Source organism: Flavobacterium zepuense (assembly GCF_007097145.1).
Taxonomy (GTDB): domain Bacteria; phylum Bacteroidota; class Bacteroidia; order Flavobacteriales; family Flavobacteriaceae; genus Flavobacterium; species Flavobacterium zepuense.
In genome coordinates this window covers 59209-78487 of the sequence record NZ_VJVZ01000006.1, presented here as the reverse complement: position 1 = coordinate 78487, position 19279 = coordinate 59209, and the positions used below count along the sequence as shown (strand labels likewise).

At 40.4% G+C, this 19279-nt stretch carries 16 protein-coding genes; 7 read left to right on the top strand and 9 right to left on the bottom strand.

All coding sequences use genetic code 11. The features are described from left to right. Positions 1–190: 190 nt before the first annotated feature. The gene (locus tag FMM05_RS10660; RefSeq protein ID WP_143373364.1) at positions 191–3949 is read left to right on the top strand and encodes a gliding motility-associated C-terminal domain-containing protein; all 3759 of its coding nucleotides are present in this window, start codon (positions 191–193) and stop codon (positions 3947–3949) included. Between the two features lie 72 nt (positions 3950–4021). Here the strand turns inward: FMM05_RS10660 and FMM05_RS10655 are convergent, their stop codons facing one another. Beyond that, positions 4022–4798, bottom strand: a complete 777-nt coding sequence (locus tag FMM05_RS10655; RefSeq protein ID WP_235894396.1) for a phosphatase PAP2 family protein — start codon at positions 4796–4798, stop codon at positions 4022–4024. A 393-nt stretch (positions 4799–5191) separates the two neighbouring features. Then, the gene (locus FMM05_RS10650; protein WP_143373363.1) at positions 5192–5527 is read right to left on the bottom strand and encodes a hypothetical protein; all 336 of its coding nucleotides are present in this window, start codon (positions 5525–5527) and stop codon (positions 5192–5194) included. 177 nt (positions 5528–5704) lie between these two features. Between FMM05_RS10650 and FMM05_RS10645 the strand changes: the two genes are divergently transcribed. From FMM05_RS10645 to FMM05_RS10630, 4 genes are all read left to right on the top strand, one after another. Further along, positions 5705–6982: an acetyl-CoA C-acetyltransferase gene (locus FMM05_RS10645; protein ID WP_143373362.1), complete on the top strand. Its 1278-nt coding sequence runs from the start codon at positions 5705–5707 to the stop codon at positions 6980–6982. Positions 6983–7012: 30 nt separating this feature from the next. Beyond that, entirely contained in the window at positions 7013–7402 is a 390-nt protein-coding gene (locus tag FMM05_RS10640) for a hypothetical protein (protein WP_143373361.1), read from the top strand. Positions 7403–7545: 143 nt separating this feature from the next. Further along, entirely contained in the window at positions 7546–8082 is a 537-nt protein-coding gene (locus FMM05_RS10635) for a hypothetical protein (RefSeq protein ID WP_143373360.1), read from the top strand. A 71-nt stretch (positions 8083–8153) separates the two neighbouring features. After that, positions 8154–8720 (top strand): pseudouridine synthase, encoded by a 567-nt coding sequence (locus tag FMM05_RS10630; RefSeq protein ID WP_143373359.1) that lies wholly within the window; start codon positions 8154–8156, stop codon positions 8718–8720. Positions 8721–8722: 2 nt separating this feature from the next. On the opposite strand, the gene FMM05_RS10625 is transcribed toward FMM05_RS10630, so the two are convergent. From FMM05_RS10625 to FMM05_RS10600, 6 genes are all read right to left on the bottom strand, one after another. Further along, positions 8723–10114: a sensor histidine kinase gene (locus tag FMM05_RS10625; RefSeq protein WP_143373358.1), complete on the bottom strand. Its 1392-nt coding sequence runs from the start codon at positions 10112–10114 to the stop codon at positions 8723–8725. 1 nt (position 10115) lies between these two features. After that, entirely contained in the window at positions 10116–10793 is a 678-nt protein-coding gene (locus FMM05_RS10620; protein WP_143373357.1) for a response regulator transcription factor, read from the bottom strand. A gap of 60 nt (positions 10794–10853) precedes the next feature. Next, positions 10854–11888, bottom strand: a complete 1035-nt coding sequence (locus tag FMM05_RS10615) for a sulfite exporter TauE/SafE family protein (protein ID WP_143373356.1) — start codon at positions 11886–11888, stop codon at positions 10854–10856. Between the two features lie 7 nt (positions 11889–11895). After that, entirely contained in the window at positions 11896–12663 is a 768-nt protein-coding gene (locus FMM05_RS10610) for a phosphatase PAP2 family protein (RefSeq protein WP_235894395.1), read from the bottom strand. 66 nt (positions 12664–12729) lie between these two features. Further along, positions 12730–13608 (bottom strand): diacylglycerol/lipid kinase family protein, encoded by an 879-nt coding sequence (locus FMM05_RS10605; RefSeq protein WP_143373355.1) that lies wholly within the window; start codon positions 13606–13608, stop codon positions 12730–12732. Beyond that, a complete protein-coding gene (locus tag FMM05_RS10600) occupies positions 13608–15584 on the bottom strand; it encodes an LTA synthase family protein (protein ID WP_143373354.1) in 1977 nt (658 codons plus the stop codon). The genes FMM05_RS10605 and FMM05_RS10600 overlap by 1 nt, the downstream gene beginning before the upstream one ends. A 163-nt stretch (positions 15585–15747) precedes the next feature. Here FMM05_RS10600 and FMM05_RS10595 point away from each other — a divergent pair, with 163 nt between their 5' ends. Together FMM05_RS10595 and FMM05_RS10590 are read left to right on the top strand one after the other, a co-directional pair. Then, the gene (locus FMM05_RS10595; protein ID WP_143373353.1) at positions 15748–16497 is read left to right on the top strand and encodes a transporter; all 750 of its coding nucleotides are present in this window, start codon (positions 15748–15750) and stop codon (positions 16495–16497) included. A 9-nt stretch (positions 16498–16506) separates the two neighbouring features. Further along, positions 16507–17247 carry a transporter gene (locus tag FMM05_RS10590; protein WP_143373352.1) on the top strand — a complete coding sequence of 247 codons (741 nt, stop codon included), beginning with the start codon at positions 16507–16509 and terminating at the stop codon, positions 17245–17247. On the opposite strand, the gene ppk1 is transcribed toward FMM05_RS10590, so the two are convergent. Further along, positions 17244–19259 carry a polyphosphate kinase 1 gene (gene ppk1, locus FMM05_RS10585; protein ID WP_143373351.1) on the bottom strand — a complete coding sequence of 672 codons (2016 nt, stop codon included), beginning with the start codon at positions 19257–19259 and terminating at the stop codon, positions 17244–17246. The genes FMM05_RS10590 and ppk1 overlap by 4 nt on opposite strands. Between the last annotated feature and the right edge of the window lie 20 nt (positions 19260–19279).

Genomic DNA, 19279 nt, shown 5'->3' with positions numbered 1-19279 from the left:
TACAGGCCGGCCCCGCAATGCGGGGCCGGCTTTTTTTTAATACTGATAAATTACTATTTCTTTGGCTTTTAATTGTGAATTTACTACTCAAAGTCATAACGGCGGGTTAATCTTTTAATAAAACACCCTTAACGCCGCTATACCTTTTTATTAGGTACGCATACTTTTGTGGTAAATATCACCGAGCTATATGGAAAGAAAAATTACTACTAAAAAAATTACCGCACTTTTGTTCGTATTACTAATTAACTGCCTTAGTTATGCACAGCCATGTGCTACTACAGGCATTGCTACATTTGCACCGGCATCAGGCCCGGCAAGCACCGTGGTAACAATAAGCGGTATCGGGTTTCAAAATGGCAGTGGAGTAAGCGCCATTTTATTTAACGGAATAACCTCATCGGGTTTTACTGTGATATCTGACACGCAGATAAAAGCCGTTGTACCACAAGATGCAACATCAGGAATTATAAGTGTAGTTATGAGCAACTGTACGGCCACTACCCTTACACCATTTACAGTATTCGAATCGGCTTGCCCTACCCTTCCCGGCAGTAGCTTTTCGGCCCAGCCGTTAAGCCAGGCAATTTGCGAAGGCGCCGATGCTCAATACACAGCTACAATTAACGGTGGTACAGGGTTTACCTATCAATGGAAAATGCTTACTGCACTTGGCACATGGGTATCAATATCCGATGATGCAATTTTTTCGGGTACAAACACTACCACTCTAACTTTAACCGATACACCTGCGGCATATAACGGAGCACAGTTTTATTGCCAGGCAACTTCGGGTACCTGTCTATTAATAAGCAATGCTACACAGCTAACAGTATCATCATTACCGGTAGTGGTAATGTTGCCAACACAGCCTACGTGCTTAACACCAACGGGTAGCCTTATCATAATGCCGCTCGTGGGCGATAACTTAACCTACAGCATCAACGGCACCGATTTTCAGTCGCTTGCGCTGTTTAGTAATTTAACGCCTGGCAGCTATTTGCTTACGGTAAAAACATCGGCAGGTTGTACTACAGCAATGCCGTTTACTATAAATGCTGTTCCACCATTACCTGCCGTAGCGAACATCACTGTAAACCAACCCGATTGTAACGGCGTTACCACAGGCAGTATCATTATAAACTCACCTATAAATTTAGGATTAACCTACAGCATAGACGGTGTTAACTTTCAAAGTAGTACCACCTTTAGCAACCTGGCACCAGGTACGTATACCGTAACGGTATCAACAGCTTTAGGATGCCTGTCCGTATCAGCAACGGTAACTATTAATGAAGTGCCAACGCCCCCTGCGGCAGCTACAACAATGGTTACCCAACCTGATTGCGATACACCTACAGGAACCATTACCGTTAACGCCCCAACAGGAACAGGTTTAACGTATAGTATTGATGGTACTAACTTTCAGAACGGAACAACATTTGCCAACCTTGCTCCGGGTCAATATACTGTTACGGTCCAGGGAACGGGAGGATGTACTTCTCAGACTTTACCTGTAACCATAAACGCTGCACCGGTACAACCGGTTATAGCAACTACTACTGTTACCCAACCTGATTGCGATACGCCAACAGGAAGCATCATTATAACTGCACCAATAGGTACAGGATTAACATATAGCATAGATGGAACTACCTTCCAGAGCGGGACTACCTTTGCTAACTTATCCCAGGGTAACTATACTGTTATTATTCAGGGTGTAGCAGGTTGTACATCACAATCACTACCTGTAACAATCAATGCCGCTCCTTTAGCACCTGCTGTAGCTGTAACAACGGTTACACAACCTACTTGTACTGTAACATCAGGAACAATAAACGTTTCTTCGCCTACAGGTACAGGAATTACTTATAGTATAAACGGAACGGATTTTCAGACCGAAACCACATTCGCTAATCTTGCTGCCGGACAATATACACTAACGGTTCAGAATGCGGGCGGATGCACTTCTCAATCGGCACCTGTAACCATAAACGCTATACCTGTAGCACCTGCTATCGCATCTATAGATGTTACCCAGCCTACCTGTACAAGCTCTATAGCTAAAATTGTAGTTACATCGCCAATAGGTAACGGTTTTACTTACAGTATAGACGGAACAACCTTCCAAGCTAACCCAACTTTTACAAATCTTTCCGAAGGTAATTACACAGTAACTGTGCAAAACATAGCGGGATGTTTTTCTGAAACTTTGCCGGTTACTATTAACGCCATTCCGGTGGCGCCTGCTGTTCCAGCCTATACAGTTGCACATCCTACCTGTGTAGCAAAAGGTAGCATTACGTTAACTGCAACACCTGAAGTTGGATTAACATATAGTATTGATGGTACAACATTTCAAGCCGGTTTATTATTTGCCAATCTTGACCCCGGTACCTATACTATTATAGTAATGAATGCCGATGGCTGTACAGCACAAACGGGCATTATTACCTTAAATCCAATACCCGATGCACCTGCTGTAGCCATTGCTAATGCAACCCAGCCTGTGTGTAATGGTATCGTTACAGGAAGTATAATTATTGCATCGCCTACAGGCACAGGGCTAACCTATAGTATAGATGGCGGAACTACGTATCAAAGTGGTACTATCTTTAATAACGTAGCTGTAGGAAGTTATACAGTAACTGTGTTAAGCACAGAGGGATGTACCTCAGAGTCGGCCCCAATAGTTATAGCAGCCCCTGTAACACCGGCTGTAGCCACTTTTAATTTTACGCAACCCGACTGTACTACAGGCGGAAGTATTGTTGTAACAGCTCCACTTGGTGCTGAGTATACGTATAGTATAGATGGTATTAACTACCAGGCAGGTACCACATTTACAAACCTTGCCGGCGGCACCTATCAGGTAACTGTTATGGGCCAGGGTGGCTGTACATCGGTTACGGCACCAATAACAATAAGTAACTCTCCCGTTCCTGCCGTAGCTGCAACTGTGGTAGCACAACCCAATTGCTTTAACAATTTCGGGACGATAGAAATTACTGCCCCGCTTGGCAGCTCATATAGCTATAGTATTGATGGAGGGCTTACCTACCAAACCAGTCCGGTATTTACAAGCCTTACACCTAATAGCTACACAGTAACAGTAAGTAGCAATGGCTGTACATCGGTAACTCCTTCCATAGTACTTGTTCCTGCTCCTGGTATTCCTGCGGCACCAGTAGTAAGCACAATACAACCTACTTGTACAATGGCTGGTGGAACGATTGTGGTGGGAGGATCGGCAGGTAATACAGGGTATTCTTTTAGTATAGACGGTATAAATTACCAAACAGCCAATAGTTTTTCAGGCCTACAGCCCGGAACATATAACGTAATTGTTAGAAATGAAGGCGGCTGTACATCTACCCCTGTAATGGCTACTATTATACAGGCAACCGGCGAGGTATTGCTTACAAGTACCGAAGGTTGTAAATCAATGGTTGGGGATTCCGGCTATATGCTTGAGGTAATGTTGGCAAACAATGATTTTGATATTGAAGATGTAACCATTAACTGGACTGATGCAAACGGAAATGAAGTGGGAGATGACCGCACATTTAACGTATCGCAATATGTGGCTGACAATAACATTGACCGGGAAGATTATCCACTACAATTTACAGCTACGGTTACCACACCGGGTGGCTGTGATGGAACAATTGCCTTCACTGTAGAAAATGCTTTTTGTGATATTCCGAAAGGTATTTCGCCTAACAGCGATGGTATGAACGATAATTTTGATATTAGCGGCTTAAATGCCTCAAAATTAAGTATCTTTAACAGGCATGGTAAAGAAGTATACAGCAGGAATGCTTATAAAAACGAATGGTACGGACAAACTGATAACGATGAAGAGCTCCCTACCGGAACCTACTACTATGTGATTGACACCAACGGCGGTAGTAAAACCGGATGGGTATACATTAACCGACAGGACTAAGCACTCTTTGAATCACTTAAACTAACAAGCCCCCGCAATGCGGGGGCTTGTGCATTATGTGTATATTGTAATTTAAAACTTTATTGCAAGGTTTAACCCTACCTGCTGACCGTTGTAAAATGGCAGCGCCATGGCAGATACTTTACGTTCTTTATTGCTTTCGCCAAATAACTGCCTTTGGATAAAAGGATAGATCCAGTAGGCCACCTTGGTACTCAGTATACCTATACCTGCCCCTACAGCCACATCGGTAAACCAGTGCCTGTCGTTATAAATACGCATTAGCCCGGTAGCGGTGGCCACTACATAGCCCGAAACACCATACCAAACCGAAACATCTTTATACTCCTGGTATAAAAATTCGGCTCCGGCAAAAGCGGTAGCAGTATGCCCGGATGGAAATGAATTGTTAGTGCTACCATCAGGACGCTCAACCTTAGCCAACGATTTTAGCCCCATGACAGTACCGCACATTATCATATTAGATGTTAACATAATAATGGTTCGGTCCCTAAAGTTGTTCTTACCCTTAATACCCATTGCATTTAAAGCATATACAGAGAGCACAGGTGCATAACGGGTATAATCATCTATAGATGTACCTCCGCTTGCATGCTCGTTAACCTCAGTACGAATTTGCCTGTTTATACTTTTAATCTCTCCACTGGCAAGGCCAATAACGCCATAGCCTACAAGCACCGTGGGTACTACAAGCTGTCTATAAACGGCGCTTTTTGGGGTAGCTCGTGATTGGTTTACAAGGGTATCGTTACCAATAATAATTTTTTCCTGGGCGGCGGCCGAAACTACGCAAAGCGCAGACAGCATTGCAATAATCGTGTTCCTCATTAATATCCTTTACATCATCATTAGCACTACTTTAACACAAAGTGTGCCAGATATAAACCATCCTGTTTATATCCTCTCATATTTAACAATAAATATTACAACGGTTTATATAAAGGTTTTAGTATGCGGATGAAAATAAAATGTTAATAAATTTAACATTTAAGCTATTAAAAACAAAACAGCCCCTGCAATTGCAGGAGCTGTTGTACAGGTATTGAGAGAACAATACACAATATTCCAGGACGGAATAGTAACCCGGCACGAACGTGCCTATATAAATGTATCCATTGGCGATTTCCTGGATAAGCAATTGGCAATGTGTAATTTGGCAAAACACATTAATATGGATACAAGTTGCTAATTGCTTATTGCCCATTAACTATTGCCTATAACTTATATCATCTCGCGCTGGGCTTCTTTAAGCCTTTTCTTTTGAGAGCGCAGCACATCATTTACATCGCGCATGGCATCGCGGGCACATTTCTCGGCTTTAGCCAGCTTTTTCACAAAACTTTCCATTTTTACACGCTCCTGGCCATCCAATTTTGAAGCTACAGTGGTTGTAAATTTTAAAAAATCTTCGGCAACATCATCAATTTCTTCATAAGCCTGTTTCATGTCGGCATACAACTCTTCAATATCCTTAACCGCCTCTTTGTAAAGGCGTATGTTTTTTTCACCAAGTCCCAGCAGGAGTTTTTTTTCTTTTTTGCTGAATAATCCCATCATCTTTTTGTTTGTGTTTTAAAGTTGCAATCTCTGCACTTATAATAAAATAAGAGTTAAGCCATGATTATATTTTGTTTACGCTTGCAGATTATGAGTTATGAGCTGTGGGTTATTATTTGAATTTTGGAATTTGGTTTTTAAAATGTGTATCTTAGTAGTAACCAAAAACCTATTTTTATGAGCGCTTTACCTACTCCACGCCGCGTTGCCATTATAGGCTACAACCGCATACCTTTTGCTCGCCAATTTACTAATTATGCACAGGCAAGCAACCAGGATATGATGGTAGCCGCCCTTAACGGACTCATTAATAAATACAACCTTGCAGGCAGGCAATTAGGCGAAGTGGCCGGTGGTGCCGTTATAAAACACAGTTGGGAAATTAACCTGATGCGTGAGTGTGTACTGCACACATCGTTAGATCCTAAAACTCCGGCGTGCGATATTCAGCAGGCGTGCAATACAGGTTTGGAAGCATCTATGTACATTGCTAATAAGATTGCCTTAGGACAAATAGAATGCGGTATTGCAGGCGGTGTAGACAGTACAAGCAATGTTCCGCTGGTATTAAACGAGCATGTTAGAAAGATTTTGCTTAGCGCCAGGCGCAGTAAAAGTGCGTGGGACAGGATTAAGCAATTCTCTAAAATTAAACTGAAAGATTTTACGCCCGAAGCTCCTATGAACCTTGAACCCGGCACCGGGTTAAGCATGGGCGGGCATACCGAGTATACAGCTAAATTTTATAACATTAGCCGCGAAGACCAGGATGCTTTTTCACTTTTAAGCCATAAAAATATGGCTGCCGCAACAGATAGGGGCTTTTATAAAGATATGGTTACCCCTTACCTTGGCCTTACCGAAGATAACAACATGCGCCGCGATACGTCGTTAGAAAAGCTGGCTAAGCTAAAGCCCGCTTTTGATAAGGTAAACGGTACGCTAACTGCAGGTAATTCATCACCATTAACCGATGGTGCCTCATGCCTGCTGCTTGCCAGCGAAGAATGGGCCGCTGCCAACAACCTGCCTGTCCTTGCTTACATTACACATGCCGAGATGGCGGCTATTGAATATGTTGAAGCCAAACAAAACCTGCTGCTCGCCCCTGTATATGCTGCACCTAAAATGCTGCAAAAGGCTGGCTTAACATTACAGGATTTTGACTATTACGAAATTCACGAGGCATTTGCTGCACAGGTTTTGGCATTACTTAAAATTTGGGAAAGTAAAGATCTTTCGGCTGCATTTGGTGTACCGGCACTTGGCATTTTAGATCGTAGCAAACTCAACATTAATGGCAGCAGCCTTGCTACAGGACACCCTTTTGCCGCTACCGGAGGCCGTGTTATTGCCACGCTTGCCAAATTGCTGAATGAGAAAGGGTCGGGCCGCGGACTGATATCTGTTTGTGCTGCGGGTGGACAGGGAATGACAATGATCCTGGAGAAATAAATAAATTTAGATAATTAGATTTTTAACCCTATGAAAATAAAAGTATACGCCTTGTTATTAATTGCACTAACGGCCTGCAATAACAAAGAAACAATTGATAAAGAAACAACCACAGATGTGAAGGATACTACAAGTGCAAAATTTTATAAAGTTGACAAAAAAGCCGAAAGTAACCTGCATGAACAGCTAATTGGAGCATGGACTACTGAAGGATATCAAAATGCCGTTTTTAGTATAAAAAATGATAGTGTTTATTATGTTGAAAATGATGAAACCTTTCCATATAAGCTTATAGGCAATGTATTAACCATAGAGTATACTGATGACAGCATGAACTTTGATGTGAGCTTTACTGGAGATACATTAGTACTAAAATCGGCTCGTGAAGGCGATTCTAAATACTGGAGGTTTACAGAATAGTAGTTTAACTGGGAATATATATTATGGGATTTATGATAGGGATGAATAGTAAGCTGAACGAAATTAAAATCTTAAAATTCTGTTATACAGTTCAATACATTTTTCATAAATTTGATTAAAAATCACCTTAAATTTTAAACGCTATGAAAAATTTTAAGTTTTGCTTTGCTTTATTCTTATCCCTAATCTTATTTTCATGCCAGGATGATGACATTACTGATCAACGTGAATTTGAACCTACTACAGTTATAGTAAAAACAAACGGCAATGTTACTACCCAACAGGTTTTTGAACTCATAAATTCCTATGATCATACCGTAAGTTCTGTTGATAATGAAGTGTATACATCATTATTAGCACCCGAAAACCTGGATTATGTAAAAGGCTATTTTACAGATAAGCCGTATGTTGATGCTAACTGGCCGGTAAATGGCTACCTGCATTATCAAACCAATGTTATTACAATTTTCCCGAGGCTTATAAACATAAAAGACCCTGCAAACCAAGCAGGTTTTTTACAGGCCACACAAACTTTGCAATTGCAACAAACAGGTAAAGGGTTTATTATTACTTTTCATGTACCGGCAGGTAAGGAGAACGAATGGGCTAACCTTTTTAGGACACACAATAATGTTGAGTGGGCAGAGCTTAACTACATTTCTCAGGTTATTACAAATTAAACAATGCATTATATACCGCTTTGCAAAGCCGCTTTAATAACCTATTTTAGCGGCTTTAATATTTGCTCTATATGCACCGCCACTTTATTATCTTCAAGCCTTACAACTTTCTTAGCCAGTTTACCTACAACCTTAAACGAAATAAAAAACTATTGGGCGAACTGCACGATTTCCCTGAGGGAACTATGGCTATTGGCCGGCTGGATGAAGATTCTGAAGGTTTGCTGCTGCTTACCACCGATGGTATGATGAGCGAAATTGTGCGCAGCAAAAAAGTTGAGAAAGAATATTTTGCACAGGTTGATGGTTTGGTAAATCAAGAGGAAATAGAGAAGCTAAAAAGTGGTGTAGAGATTGGTTTTAAAGGTACCCGCTATGTTACAAAACCCTGCGAGGCACGAATACTTATTGAAACGCCTAACTTTCCCGAGAGGGGTAAGAAAATACGAGACGAACGCCACGGCCCTACCTCCTGGCTTTCTATCACAGTTACAGAAGGTAAATTCAGGCAGGTGCGCAAAATGACATCAGCGGTGGGATTCCCTACCCTGAGATTGGTTCGCGTGCGCGTTGGCAATACCCACTTAGGCAATTTACAGCCGGGCGAGGTCATGGAAGTTGAAAGTTTTGACGTTTAAAACTAAACTGCCTGTGCTGTATTAAAAACGAGTTTTACCGTGGTACCCCTGCCCTTTTCGCTCGAAATAGCTATTTGTATTGAAAGCAGGTCACACAGCCTTTTTACAATTGATAATCCTAACCCTGTACCCTTTATTGTGGTATTTTCTACAGCTTCAGACCTATAAAATTGTTCGTATACCCTTGCAAGGTCGGCAGCAGCAATGCCTTGCCCATTATCGGCTATGGTAGCTGTAATTTTTCCGTTAGCTTCTGCGAGCCCTATATTTATATGACCTTCATTAAAGCTGTATTTTATTGCATTAGACAGTAAATTTTCTACAATGATAGATGCCATCCCGGCATCTGTAACTACATAAAAATGCTCCTTGAAACTGAAGGTGAGATTTAACTTTTTAGCCTGTATATCGGGCGAATAACGCTCCATAGCCTGTAAAATAATCTCATCTACTGCTACTGTTTTCAAATTAACAACGGCTTTATTGCTTTCAAAACGTGCCAGTAAAAGCAACTGCTCTACAATATCTGTAAGGCGGTTAACTTCTGTAATACAAGCACGTATCTTTTCTTCATATTCTTCGGTTTGGCGGGGCTTGCGTATTAAAACTTCAAGTGTACCCTTAATAACGGCCAGCGGTGTACGGAGTTCGTGCGACGCATCCGATGTAAATTGTTTTTCTCTTGTAATGGCATTTTCTATACGCTCCAACAAATCGTTTATCGCGGTAGACAGGATAAAAAGCTCGTCCTTTTTTGCAGGAAGTATAATACGTTTATCAAAATTACCCTCGGTAATTTTTTTGGTAGTAGCAATAATAGTTAAGGCAGGCGCCAGGCTTCGGCCCGCAATAACACGGGTTATATAAAACAATATCAGCAGTACTATTGGGTACGCCAAAAGCAATACAGTTAGCAAATTATCCAGCACCCTGTGTGGTAACTTTACCGACATTGCTATGATAACAAAGCCTTTGCGTTGCCCATTGTTTATAAGAGGTGCCATTTGCTGGCGTATATCTATCCCGGCAACCTGTGTATCTATATATTTATTGGGCGTACTGTTAAGGAACTTAAGATTTTCACGCTTAAGGTTTGGTGATTTATCTATAGATCTTCCTTGGTTGTCAAATATTTGTACAAAAACGGGATTAATTACAATTTCCTTGTGCTCACTTTCGCCCCACTCATTATCTTCGATAAGACCTTTAAAAACAGGCTGTTGAGCTACAAAATTAGTATGACGATCAATCTCTATCTGTAAATCGGCATTTATATCATAATTAACCGATGCCGATACAATACGGTAAATAACTACAAATGTTACCAACACTAAGGTGGCAGCGCCGGCAAGATTATATAGTGCAATACGGTTTTTTATAGAGGGTTTAGGCATATTATTCTGTATCTGTGGCAATGTAACCTACGCCGCGAATGGTTTTAATATAGTTCTCGTCTTTTGTGAAACCCAGCTTTTTACGTATGCCGTTTATAAAAACATCAATAACACCGGTATCATAATCAAAATGTATGTTCCATACCTGCTGAATTATGTCGGTACGCGTACAAACGCTGCCTTTATTCTTTAACAAAAATTCGAGCAGGGCAAACTCCTTGTGGGTAAGTAAAACCTCTTCAGCCCCATTAAAAACCTGGTGGGTATCGGTTTTAATAGTAACGGGGCCAAGGTTATATTGGGGCTTTTCTTCAACCGTGTTTCTAAACTGTACTTTTATACGCTCTAATAATTCTTCAAAGCTAAAAGGCTTTTTAATATAATCATTAGCGCCGCTTTGCAGGCCGGCAATGGTTTCCTGTACGGTGTCTTTTGCAGTTAAAAATATTATAGGTGTTATTTTATTTGATTTTCTAATGGTTTTGCAAATTTCCAGCCCCGTAAGTTTAGGCAGCATCCAGTCCAGCAATATTAGGTCGAACGGGTTGTTAAGCGCCTGTATAAGCCCTGTATCGCCGCTATTTTCTATTGTAACAGAATAGCCTTCTTCGGTAAGCCCCTGACGTAAAAAATCGGAAATACCCACCTGGTCTTCTACAATCAAAATTTCTTTTGCCATACTCAAAAGTAAATAATATTAAATAATATGCGTCTGTTTTATATAAAACCTTGTTGTCTTTTAATTAGTTTTAAATTTAAACATTCTGTTATCTTTAAAAGCATATAATTCATACCCGGCAGGTTTATGGGGTGTGTACACTTTTTCGAGTTTTATATCTTCATATACTAAAGCCAGGCTATCATAATGCTTTTTAATATGCTGCGGCAAATCGTTGTACGTTACCGATCTTTCGAACTCAAGTCTCCCGTTGGGTTTATATTCCAGTACGTAATGGCCATTTGTCCAACTTATGGTTGTTTCATATTTTTCTTCCGAATAATTTGCCGTAAGGTTAAGCTGATTGGCCGTTATAATGCTTAATGAGGCTGACACAAGTAAAAATGCCCCCGACAATACCATAGTACTATAAGCTATTTTAGCAAACATTTTTTCGCTTAGTAAAGGTAAGATATATTTTATTGTAGATGCCGATATTACTGATGCTAACGCCACAACCAGCCCCAGCATGAATGCCTTACCCGAATAAATACCCATAGCGATATACAATGCCATTTTTATAAGATGCAGAAATACCTCGTTTGCGGCACGGGTGGCTATTATTTGTTCTTTGGTCAATCCCATTTTAAGGTAAAACTTATTAAATAACAATCCCACAGCCCCGGTTAAGCCTGAAATAAAGCCCGCACAAAAACCTATAAGTGCCGTCTTATATTTTGACCGCCGTTTAGTATGGGATGCTTTACCATTTTTACTAAAAAGTCCGGAAATATTGTATATTAAAAACATTGCTATTGCCAGCTGTAAATAAACCGAGTTGATGTATTTAAGCATATATGCCCCCAACCAAACCGCAGGCAGCGAAAAAGGTACAAACCAAAAGAACACGGGTAGATAAATATGTTTCCTGAAAACCCCTATCCTGGAAACAGAACTTGTAAAAGTACCTATTGTTAGCGCAAATGGAACTACAGGTACAGGTAGTAATATATTAAGCACCGGAATAATTATTAGGCTGGCACCCCCTCCGCATATGGCACTTATCCAAAAGGCAACCACAGCACCTAAAAACAATGCTATTAATGTTATTATCATTTTTTAATTATTTAAAGTGCATAATAAACCCTATCCCTATTTGTTTGCCGTTGTAAAATGGTGCCATAGAATAGCTGGTATTTTTTTCGTTAGAATTAAAAATTTTACTATTTATGTAAGGGCTTAGCCAGTAAGCAACTTTTGTACTTAATATGCCTATGCCTGCCCCTGCAACAATATCAGTAAGCCAGTGCCTGTCGTTATATACCCTTAATAAACCGGTACTGATAGCTACTGCATAGCCTGCAATGCCATACCAAACTGATACATCTTTATATTCCTGCCATAAAAATTCGGCGCCCGCAAACGCGGTGGCGGTATGTCCACTGGGAAAAGAGTTGTTAGAGCTCCCATCGGGGCGCACTTCGTGTACTAATGATTTTAAGCCCAACACTGTTCCTGTCATTATCAGGTAAGATGTTGCCATTATAACAGTACGGTCTTTAAAATTATTCTTACCTTTTACCCCAAGCAGGTTTAGCGCATATACCGATGCTGCCGGCGCGTATTGAGAGAAGTCATCGGCTGTAAATTTCTCGCCCACATCTTCTTTAACCTCGTTATGCATCTGCATATTAAAACTAAGCAACTGATCGTTGTTAATGCCTATTGCCCCATAGCTAATTAAAACTGCCGGAATAATAAGCTGCTTGTAATTAAATTTTATATTACCTGTATTTACAGTATCTATGATAATACTATCGGTAAGTACTTGCTGTGCGTAACCTGCTATACCTAAATACAGCAGCCCAAAAACCATAATCTGCCTGATCATAATAATAAAATTTTAGACGGTATTTCTTTTCCGCTCTCGCAGATATAAGAAATGGTTAAAGTAATTTTATCCTATAATAACAGTTAGAGATTTAGGTAGTACTGATACAGTAACCACATTGGTTTTTAAAAAATGGTATTCGCCATCAATTTGTACATCGGTAAAAATATTGTAGGGCAATTCTATTATTACATTCTCTGCCAGGTAAGTTGTTGATTGCTTAAATCTTTCGGTTTCCTTTATAAATACCAGTAGCCCGAAATAAAGTTTCTTTAAAAAATTTATCTTTGGTACAATGAGTACATCCAGTTTACCGTCTAAAAGACTGGCATTTGGCGTAAGGCTCATGCCGTAGCCCATTTGATTAGAGTTAGATATGAACAATATAAACGGGTTTACAGTAAGCACTTTATCCTGAACTGAAATTATTGCATGTGGCAACTTATAAGACAATGCAGATTTTATTGAAGCTTTTACATAAGCACTTAGTGTGCGCCTTTTAGCTTCTTCGTAATTTTTAATAATAAGCGCATCTATACCCAAACCCATATTGCTAAAAAAGTAATGCCCGCTTACATGACCCACATCTATTTGTTGCTGCTTACCGGCTTGCAACAGCTTTAAGGCGGCATCTATATTAAGTGGAATGCCCAGGTTTGCCGCCAATCCGTTACCGGATCCTACAGGAACTATTCCTAAAGTAACTTTAGTACCTACAAGGCACGATGCAACCTCGTTAATTGTGCCGTCTCCCCCACAGGCCACAATACAGTCGGGGTTATTTTGCAGCGCACCTTGTGTTAGTACCGTACTATGTTTTTTATATTCAGAATATTCTACAACAATGGTATGTTCGCCTTCAGGAAAATACTCCTGTAAAAAATCTTTGGTAATTGTGTGATCTGCTTTACCCGAAATAGGGTTCACAATAAAATGCAAATACATTATTCTTTAAGTAATTTATGCGCAAACAGGTAATCTGCTGTTTCGTACCATGATATGGCTTCGTTTAAAAATGGCTCTTCCATTTTATGTGCAGTAAGGCTGTTATCCAGTATATGATAATCATAAAAGTTTTGTTTCTTTTGGTCAGACAGTATCATAACTTTATCCTTTTTCATAAGCGTAAGCTTACGGTAGGTACCCATAAGCGCTCTTTGAGCATAGGCAGGCTGCAACACATCTTTACCAAAAAAATTGGAACGATAATCCCAGTTTAGCAACGAAAACAATGTTGGAAAAAGGTCTATCTGGGAACATTGCTTTGTTATTTTTTGGTTAGATGCTCCCGGCAGGTTATAAATAAAGGCCGGTATATGGTAATTGGCAACATCTATCTCATCTTTACCCGCGCTGCTGGCACAATGATCGGCCACGATAACAAATACTGTGTTTTTAAACCAAGGCTTCGTCTGGGCTTCGGCAAGCATTTTACCAAGGGCATAGTCAGCATATTTTACGGCTCCATCGCGGCCGGTACCACTTGGTATATCTATTTTGCCACCAGGATAAGTATACGGCCTGTGGTTACTGGTAGTCATTACAAAATTAAAAAACGGTTGCCCTTTGGTATAATGACTATCAGCTGCGGCAAGCATTTGCTTGTAAATGTCTTCATCACAAATACCCCAGGCATTTTCAAACGTAACATCCTTATCATCTATATGGTGGCGGGTGGTTTTAATATCATCGCTAAGTACACTGCCGTGGCCCCTGTCGTAAATGGTAAAGCCATTACCGCCAAAGTAACTGTTCATATTATCAAAGTAGCCATCACCGCCATAAAAAAAGTTGCTTTGGTAGTTCTTATCCTTAAATACCGATGCTACTGTAAACAACCCATGGTTATTAGGGCGCTTAACAATACTTTGGCCCGGTGTTGGCGGTATGCAAAGCGTTACGGCTTCCATACCACGCACAGTACGTGTACCCGTAGCATACAGATTAGAAAATAATATACTATTCTGTGCTAAGTTATCCATATAAGGAGTAATGGCTTTCTCGTTGCCAAATTCTTTCATAAACGATGCACTCATGCTTTCCATCAATATAAAAACTACATTGGGTTTAGTTTCAGATCCGGCCGATGTAATATCTCTTATAATTGAGTAATCAGATTTCTCAAATTTGCTATTGGTTTCCTTTACATTTTGTCGTGCAAGTGCAAAGGCCTGTGGATTTTTAATGGTGGTATAAAAATCAGCATAATCCATACGATTGTTCCTGAACTCAGCAAAAAAAGAATAGATACCTGCTTTAGATATCTCATTGTTGTAACGATTGGCAGACCATTCAGCATCAGTATTGTTAATAAAGACAGAAAACAGTACCGCCACAGCAACACCTACCCCAACAACGGCTGCTCTTTGTTTAAATGATATTGTTGATGTAAAAGTTTGGCTAAAAATTTGTTGTCTAATAAATACATAAACTATTACTCCTGTAATGGCAAGTACCCCACCAATAAGTAGCGGTAAGGGGTACGATTCCTGTATATTACTAACCACCTCATGTGTGTAAATAAGGTAATCTACCGCAATAAAGTTAAAGCGGGTACGAAATTCTTCCCAAAATGTAACTTCGGCAAAAAAAGTAAGCACCAATATAAATACAGTAAGTGTAAAGAAAAAGTAGGTTAGGATTTTATCGACCAGTGAACCTATAAATTTATTAGGCATAACTAAAATATACAGTAATGCGGGCATAACTATAAAGCTGCATACGCCTATGTCGAAAACAAATCCCGTTATAAGTGTTCCGATAAGGCTAAGCGGATTCCAGGATACTTCGTTATACTGCCATACAAAAAAAGCAAGCCTTAACAGCAATGACAACAGGATAAACCCTCTACAAAAATTAAAGATCAGGCTCAGCCTTTTAGAAAATGTAACGCTAAGTGCAACCGATTTGCCAAGTTTCATATTCATTAAATTTAATACAAAATTAACGCAGGTTTATGGGTCAAATTGAATACAACGCTTCTGTTTAAGGCAATCTTAAGAAAGAGTATACATATTAGATTTCACAAAACTTTGGGTAAAATTCGATTTTTAGAAAGTACTTTTATTAACACAAACCAACCTTATGAAAATCCGTTTTGCGCTAATTTTACTGATGTTTAGCCCCTCTGCTGCCTTTGCACAGGATGAACCCATTGAGACCGACAGGCCGGATCAGACGGAGACTGTAGCAACAGTACCAAAAGGTAGATTTCAGTCGGAAAGCGGGTTTACACACCGGCAGGCAGAACGCAATGGCCGCGAATTGATTTTGCCTGAAACTCTTTGGAAATATGGTGTTAACGACAGGCTTGAGCTACGATTGATAACCGAGTTTGAATTCAATAAATATGGCGATAGCCTGGCACAGGGTCTTGAACCGATTGATATTGGCCTGAAAGTAAATTTATGGAAAGAGCAGGGTATTATACCGGAAACATCTGTAATTGTAACTATGAAATTGCCCAAAGTTGCCAGCAAAGACCTTGCGGTTGACTATGTGGCACCGGAAATTCGTTTTCTTTTTCAAAATATGATTACCGATGCTATAGACCTGGGGTATAACCTGAGCGCCGACTGGGACGGCACCTCTCCCAATCCCATTTTTGAGTATACATTATCCCCCAACTTTAAACTTAATGATGAGTTTTCGGCATACGCTGAAGCTTATGGCTACCTGCCACAACAGCAGCATGCCACCCACTGGGTTGATGGCGGATTTAAATATCTTATTACCAAAAATATACAGATAGATATTTCCGGCGGTTACGAACTTACAAGCCATAACCATTTTCATAGTTATTACGAATCCCTTGGATTTTCATTCAGGATTTAACCATACTGCATGAAAAAACTTCTATTACTATCGGTGTTATTTTACGTGCTATCCGGCTATGCTCAGGATGAGATAGAAACCGCACCCGACCAATACGAAAACCCATCGGTAGCACCGCCGGGGCATTTTCAGATGGAGAACCGTTTTACCGTCCAGGATAACGGCGAAAATAAACAGAGCCTTATATTACCCTCAACCAACTGGAAGTTTGGCATTAATCAAAATGTGGAAATTATTATGGTAACCGATTTTGTTTATGACAAAACGCCCGATAGCACCACATCAGGCCTGCAACCCTTAAAATTCGGGTTAAAAATTAAGTTATGGGATGGCAAAAAACTCCTGCCCGATGCAGCGCTCTCTATACAGGCATCGTTCCCAAAATTGGCTTCCAATAGCTGGAAAGCCAATTACGTTGCGCCAAATATAAGGCTGTTGCTTAAAAATAAAATATCAGATAAAATTGGTATTGGTACCAACTTTGGTGCTATTTGGGATGGCAACAACCCTGAAGCACAATTTTTTTACACTGTTTCGCCCAAATACAAACTCTCCCAAAAACTGGAATGCTTTATAGAAAGTTACGGCTATATATCCGGCATTGCAAAACCGGAACATTGGGTGGATGGCGGGTTAATGTATTTAATAACCAACGACCTGCAGGCTGAGATCTCGGCGGGATATGAGCTTACGCAGCAGGATGATACCCACCGTTATTTTGGCTTGTTAGGGCTGGCTTTCAGGATCTAAGCTTTGCTGCTTAAATAGTTATATATTTTTTGCTGCGATCGTGTATCTTCTCCCCCACCGGTTACAGGATCGTAAACATCAGCCAGCTGAATGGTAATGATCTGCCGCAGTTCATTTTTAATGGCTTCATCATAAATAGGGAAACACACCTCAATACGCCTGTAAATATTACGGCTCATCCAGTCCGCCGATCCTAAATACACCTCTTCATTTCCATTGTTATCAAAAATAAACACTCTGCCATGCTCCAGGTAGCGATCTACAATACGCGTAACAGTTATGTTAGGGCTTGCATCGGGCACCAGCCTGCAAATACCACGTACAATTAACTTTACCTTTACGCCGGCAGCGGCAGCACGGTACAGCGAATCTATCATACCGGTTTCTTCAAGATTGTTTAGCTTTATGGTTATTACAGCAGGCAGCCCACTCTTGGCATTAGAAATTTCGCGGTCAATTAGCGCTGTAAACTTATCCAGCAGGTTAAACTGTGCTACTAAAAGATGTTTAAAATCGTAATGATCCTCGGGTTCCGACTTTTTCTTCTTAGATAAAAATGCAAACACCTGCTCCAGTTCGGCCAGCATGCCCTGGTGGGCAGTAAGCAAAATATAATCGGTATAAAAACGTGCTGTGCCTTCATTTAAATTTCCGGTAGCCAGCAAACCCAGCTTCTTTACCTCATACCCCTCCCTGAATTTTACAAGCGCAATTTTAGCATGCACCTTAAGCGATGGTACGCTATGCAGTATGGTTACGCCTGCTTCACGCAGTTTTTTAGTCCATTTAATATTGTTAGTTTCATCAAAACGGGCTTTAAGCTCTATAATAACAGTAACTTTTTTACCGTTGGCGGCAGCACTTATAAGGGCATTTCCAATACGGGAATCCTCAGCAACCCTGTAGAGCGTTACAAAAATTTCTTCAGCATCAGGGTTAACCGCAGCCTCATTAAAAAAGCGAAGTACCGTATCGTACGATTGGTATGGCGTGTGGATAAGGATATCCTCATGCGCAACTTTATCCAGTAAAAATGGCTGGGTAATGGTACACGGCAGCGCAGGCCACTTAGTATTTTCTAAAGACGCGTTATGCACAGGCAACGATGCCAGGTCTTTTAAATTATGGTAGCGTCCACCCTTCATAATAATTGCTCCCCGTAGTTTTAGTGCCCTGGTAAGCCTTTTTAAATATTCTTCGGATAAATTGCCATCATACAACAGGCGTGTAGCCAGGCCAAAATCGCGCTTGGCTATCTTTTTCTCCATTTCCTGCGCCAGGTCTTCATCATACTCATCATCAAATTCAAGGGCGGCATCGCGGGTAATCTTTACGCTATAGGCACCTTTAATTTCCTGCCCTTTAAATATTGCCGAAAGGTGCAGTTTTATAATGTCATCTATAAAAATTACATACTGTTTACCATCATGGTTAAGCGAGTAAAAGCGGGGCATTTCATCCGACGGGATGTTTACTATATACTGGTGCTGCTCTTCATCATTGTTGACATCAACAAATAGGTATAGCTTGTTATTCTCAGTAAAAAATGAAGTTTCGCCCGTAAGCTCCAGCACCTTAATATAAGCCAGTATGTTACTGTAAAAGTAATGACCAACCTGTGGCAAAAGCGCTTGTGGTATAGGCTTGTTGTACAGTACCTCTACATTTTGCATTTCAAGTTCCGGTAAAATTTCTTGGGTAAGGACGGTGCCAAACTGCTGTTGTTGGCTGAATATTATATCTCCCAACTGGGCTAATTTTTCGCGGTAAACTTTCTTGGTACCGTCCTTTTTAACCGACAGTTTCTTTAAAACTGTTAATGCCGGTATACGTACACGATAAAACTCATCAAGGTTGGACGAGTATATGGCAAGAAATTTAATCTTCTCTAAAAGCGGTACGCTTTTACCCGATGCTTCTAAAAGCACCCTCTCATTAAATGAAACCCAGCTAATGTCCCTGTCAGTATATAAAGTGGTAGTTGTTATGGTAGTGGTTGTAGGTTGGTGCATAGTACATCATTAAGCCATAA

Coding starts and splice junctions, on each gene's coding strand:
- FMM05_RS10615 (WP_143373356.1), bottom strand. CDS start 11,888: ATGATAATAACATTAATAGCATTGTTTTTAGGTGCTGTGGTTGCCTTT.
- FMM05_RS10635 (WP_143373360.1), top strand. CDS start 7,546: ATGAAAAATTTTAAGTTTTGCTTTGCTTTATTCTTATCCCTAATCTTA.
- FMM05_RS10640 (WP_143373361.1), top strand. CDS start 7,013: ATGAAAATAAAAGTATACGCCTTGTTATTAATTGCACTAACGGCCTGC.
- FMM05_RS10645 (WP_143373362.1), top strand. CDS start 5,705: ATGAGCGCTTTACCTACTCCACGCCGCGTTGCCATTATAGGCTACAAC.
- FMM05_RS10590 (WP_143373352.1), top strand. CDS start 16,507: ATGAAAAAACTTCTATTACTATCGGTGTTATTTTACGTGCTATCCGGC.
- ppk1 (WP_143373351.1), bottom strand. CDS start 19,259: ATGCACCAACCTACAACCACTACCATAACAACTACCACTTTATATACT.
- FMM05_RS10660 (WP_143373364.1), top strand. CDS start 191: ATGGAAAGAAAAATTACTACTAAAAAAATTACCGCACTTTTGTTCGTA.
- FMM05_RS10610 (WP_235894395.1), bottom strand. CDS start 12,663: ATGATCAGGCAGATTATGGTTTTTGGGCTGCTGTATTTAGGTATAGCA.
- FMM05_RS10630 (WP_143373359.1), top strand. CDS start 8,154: ATGCACCGCCACTTTATTATCTTCAAGCCTTACAACTTTCTTAGCCAG.
- FMM05_RS10605 (WP_143373355.1), bottom strand. CDS start 13,608: ATGTATTTGCATTTTATTGTGAACCCTATTTCGGGTAAAGCAGATCAC.
- FMM05_RS10655 (WP_235894396.1), bottom strand. CDS start 4,798: ATGAGGAACACGATTATTGCAATGCTGTCTGCGCTTTGCGTAGTTTCG.
- FMM05_RS10625 (WP_143373358.1), bottom strand. CDS start 10,114: ATGCCTAAACCCTCTATAAAAAACCGTATTGCACTATATAATCTTGCC.
- FMM05_RS10620 (WP_143373357.1), bottom strand. CDS start 10,793: ATGGCAAAAGAAATTTTGATTGTAGAAGACCAGGTGGGTATTTCCGAT.
- FMM05_RS10650 (WP_143373363.1), bottom strand. CDS start 5,527: ATGATGGGATTATTCAGCAAAAAAGAAAAAAAACTCCTGCTGGGACTT.
- FMM05_RS10600 (WP_143373354.1), bottom strand. CDS start 15,584: ATGAAACTTGGCAAATCGGTTGCACTTAGCGTTACATTTTCTAAAAGG.
- FMM05_RS10595 (WP_143373353.1), top strand. CDS start 15,748: ATGAAAATCCGTTTTGCGCTAATTTTACTGATGTTTAGCCCCTCTGCT.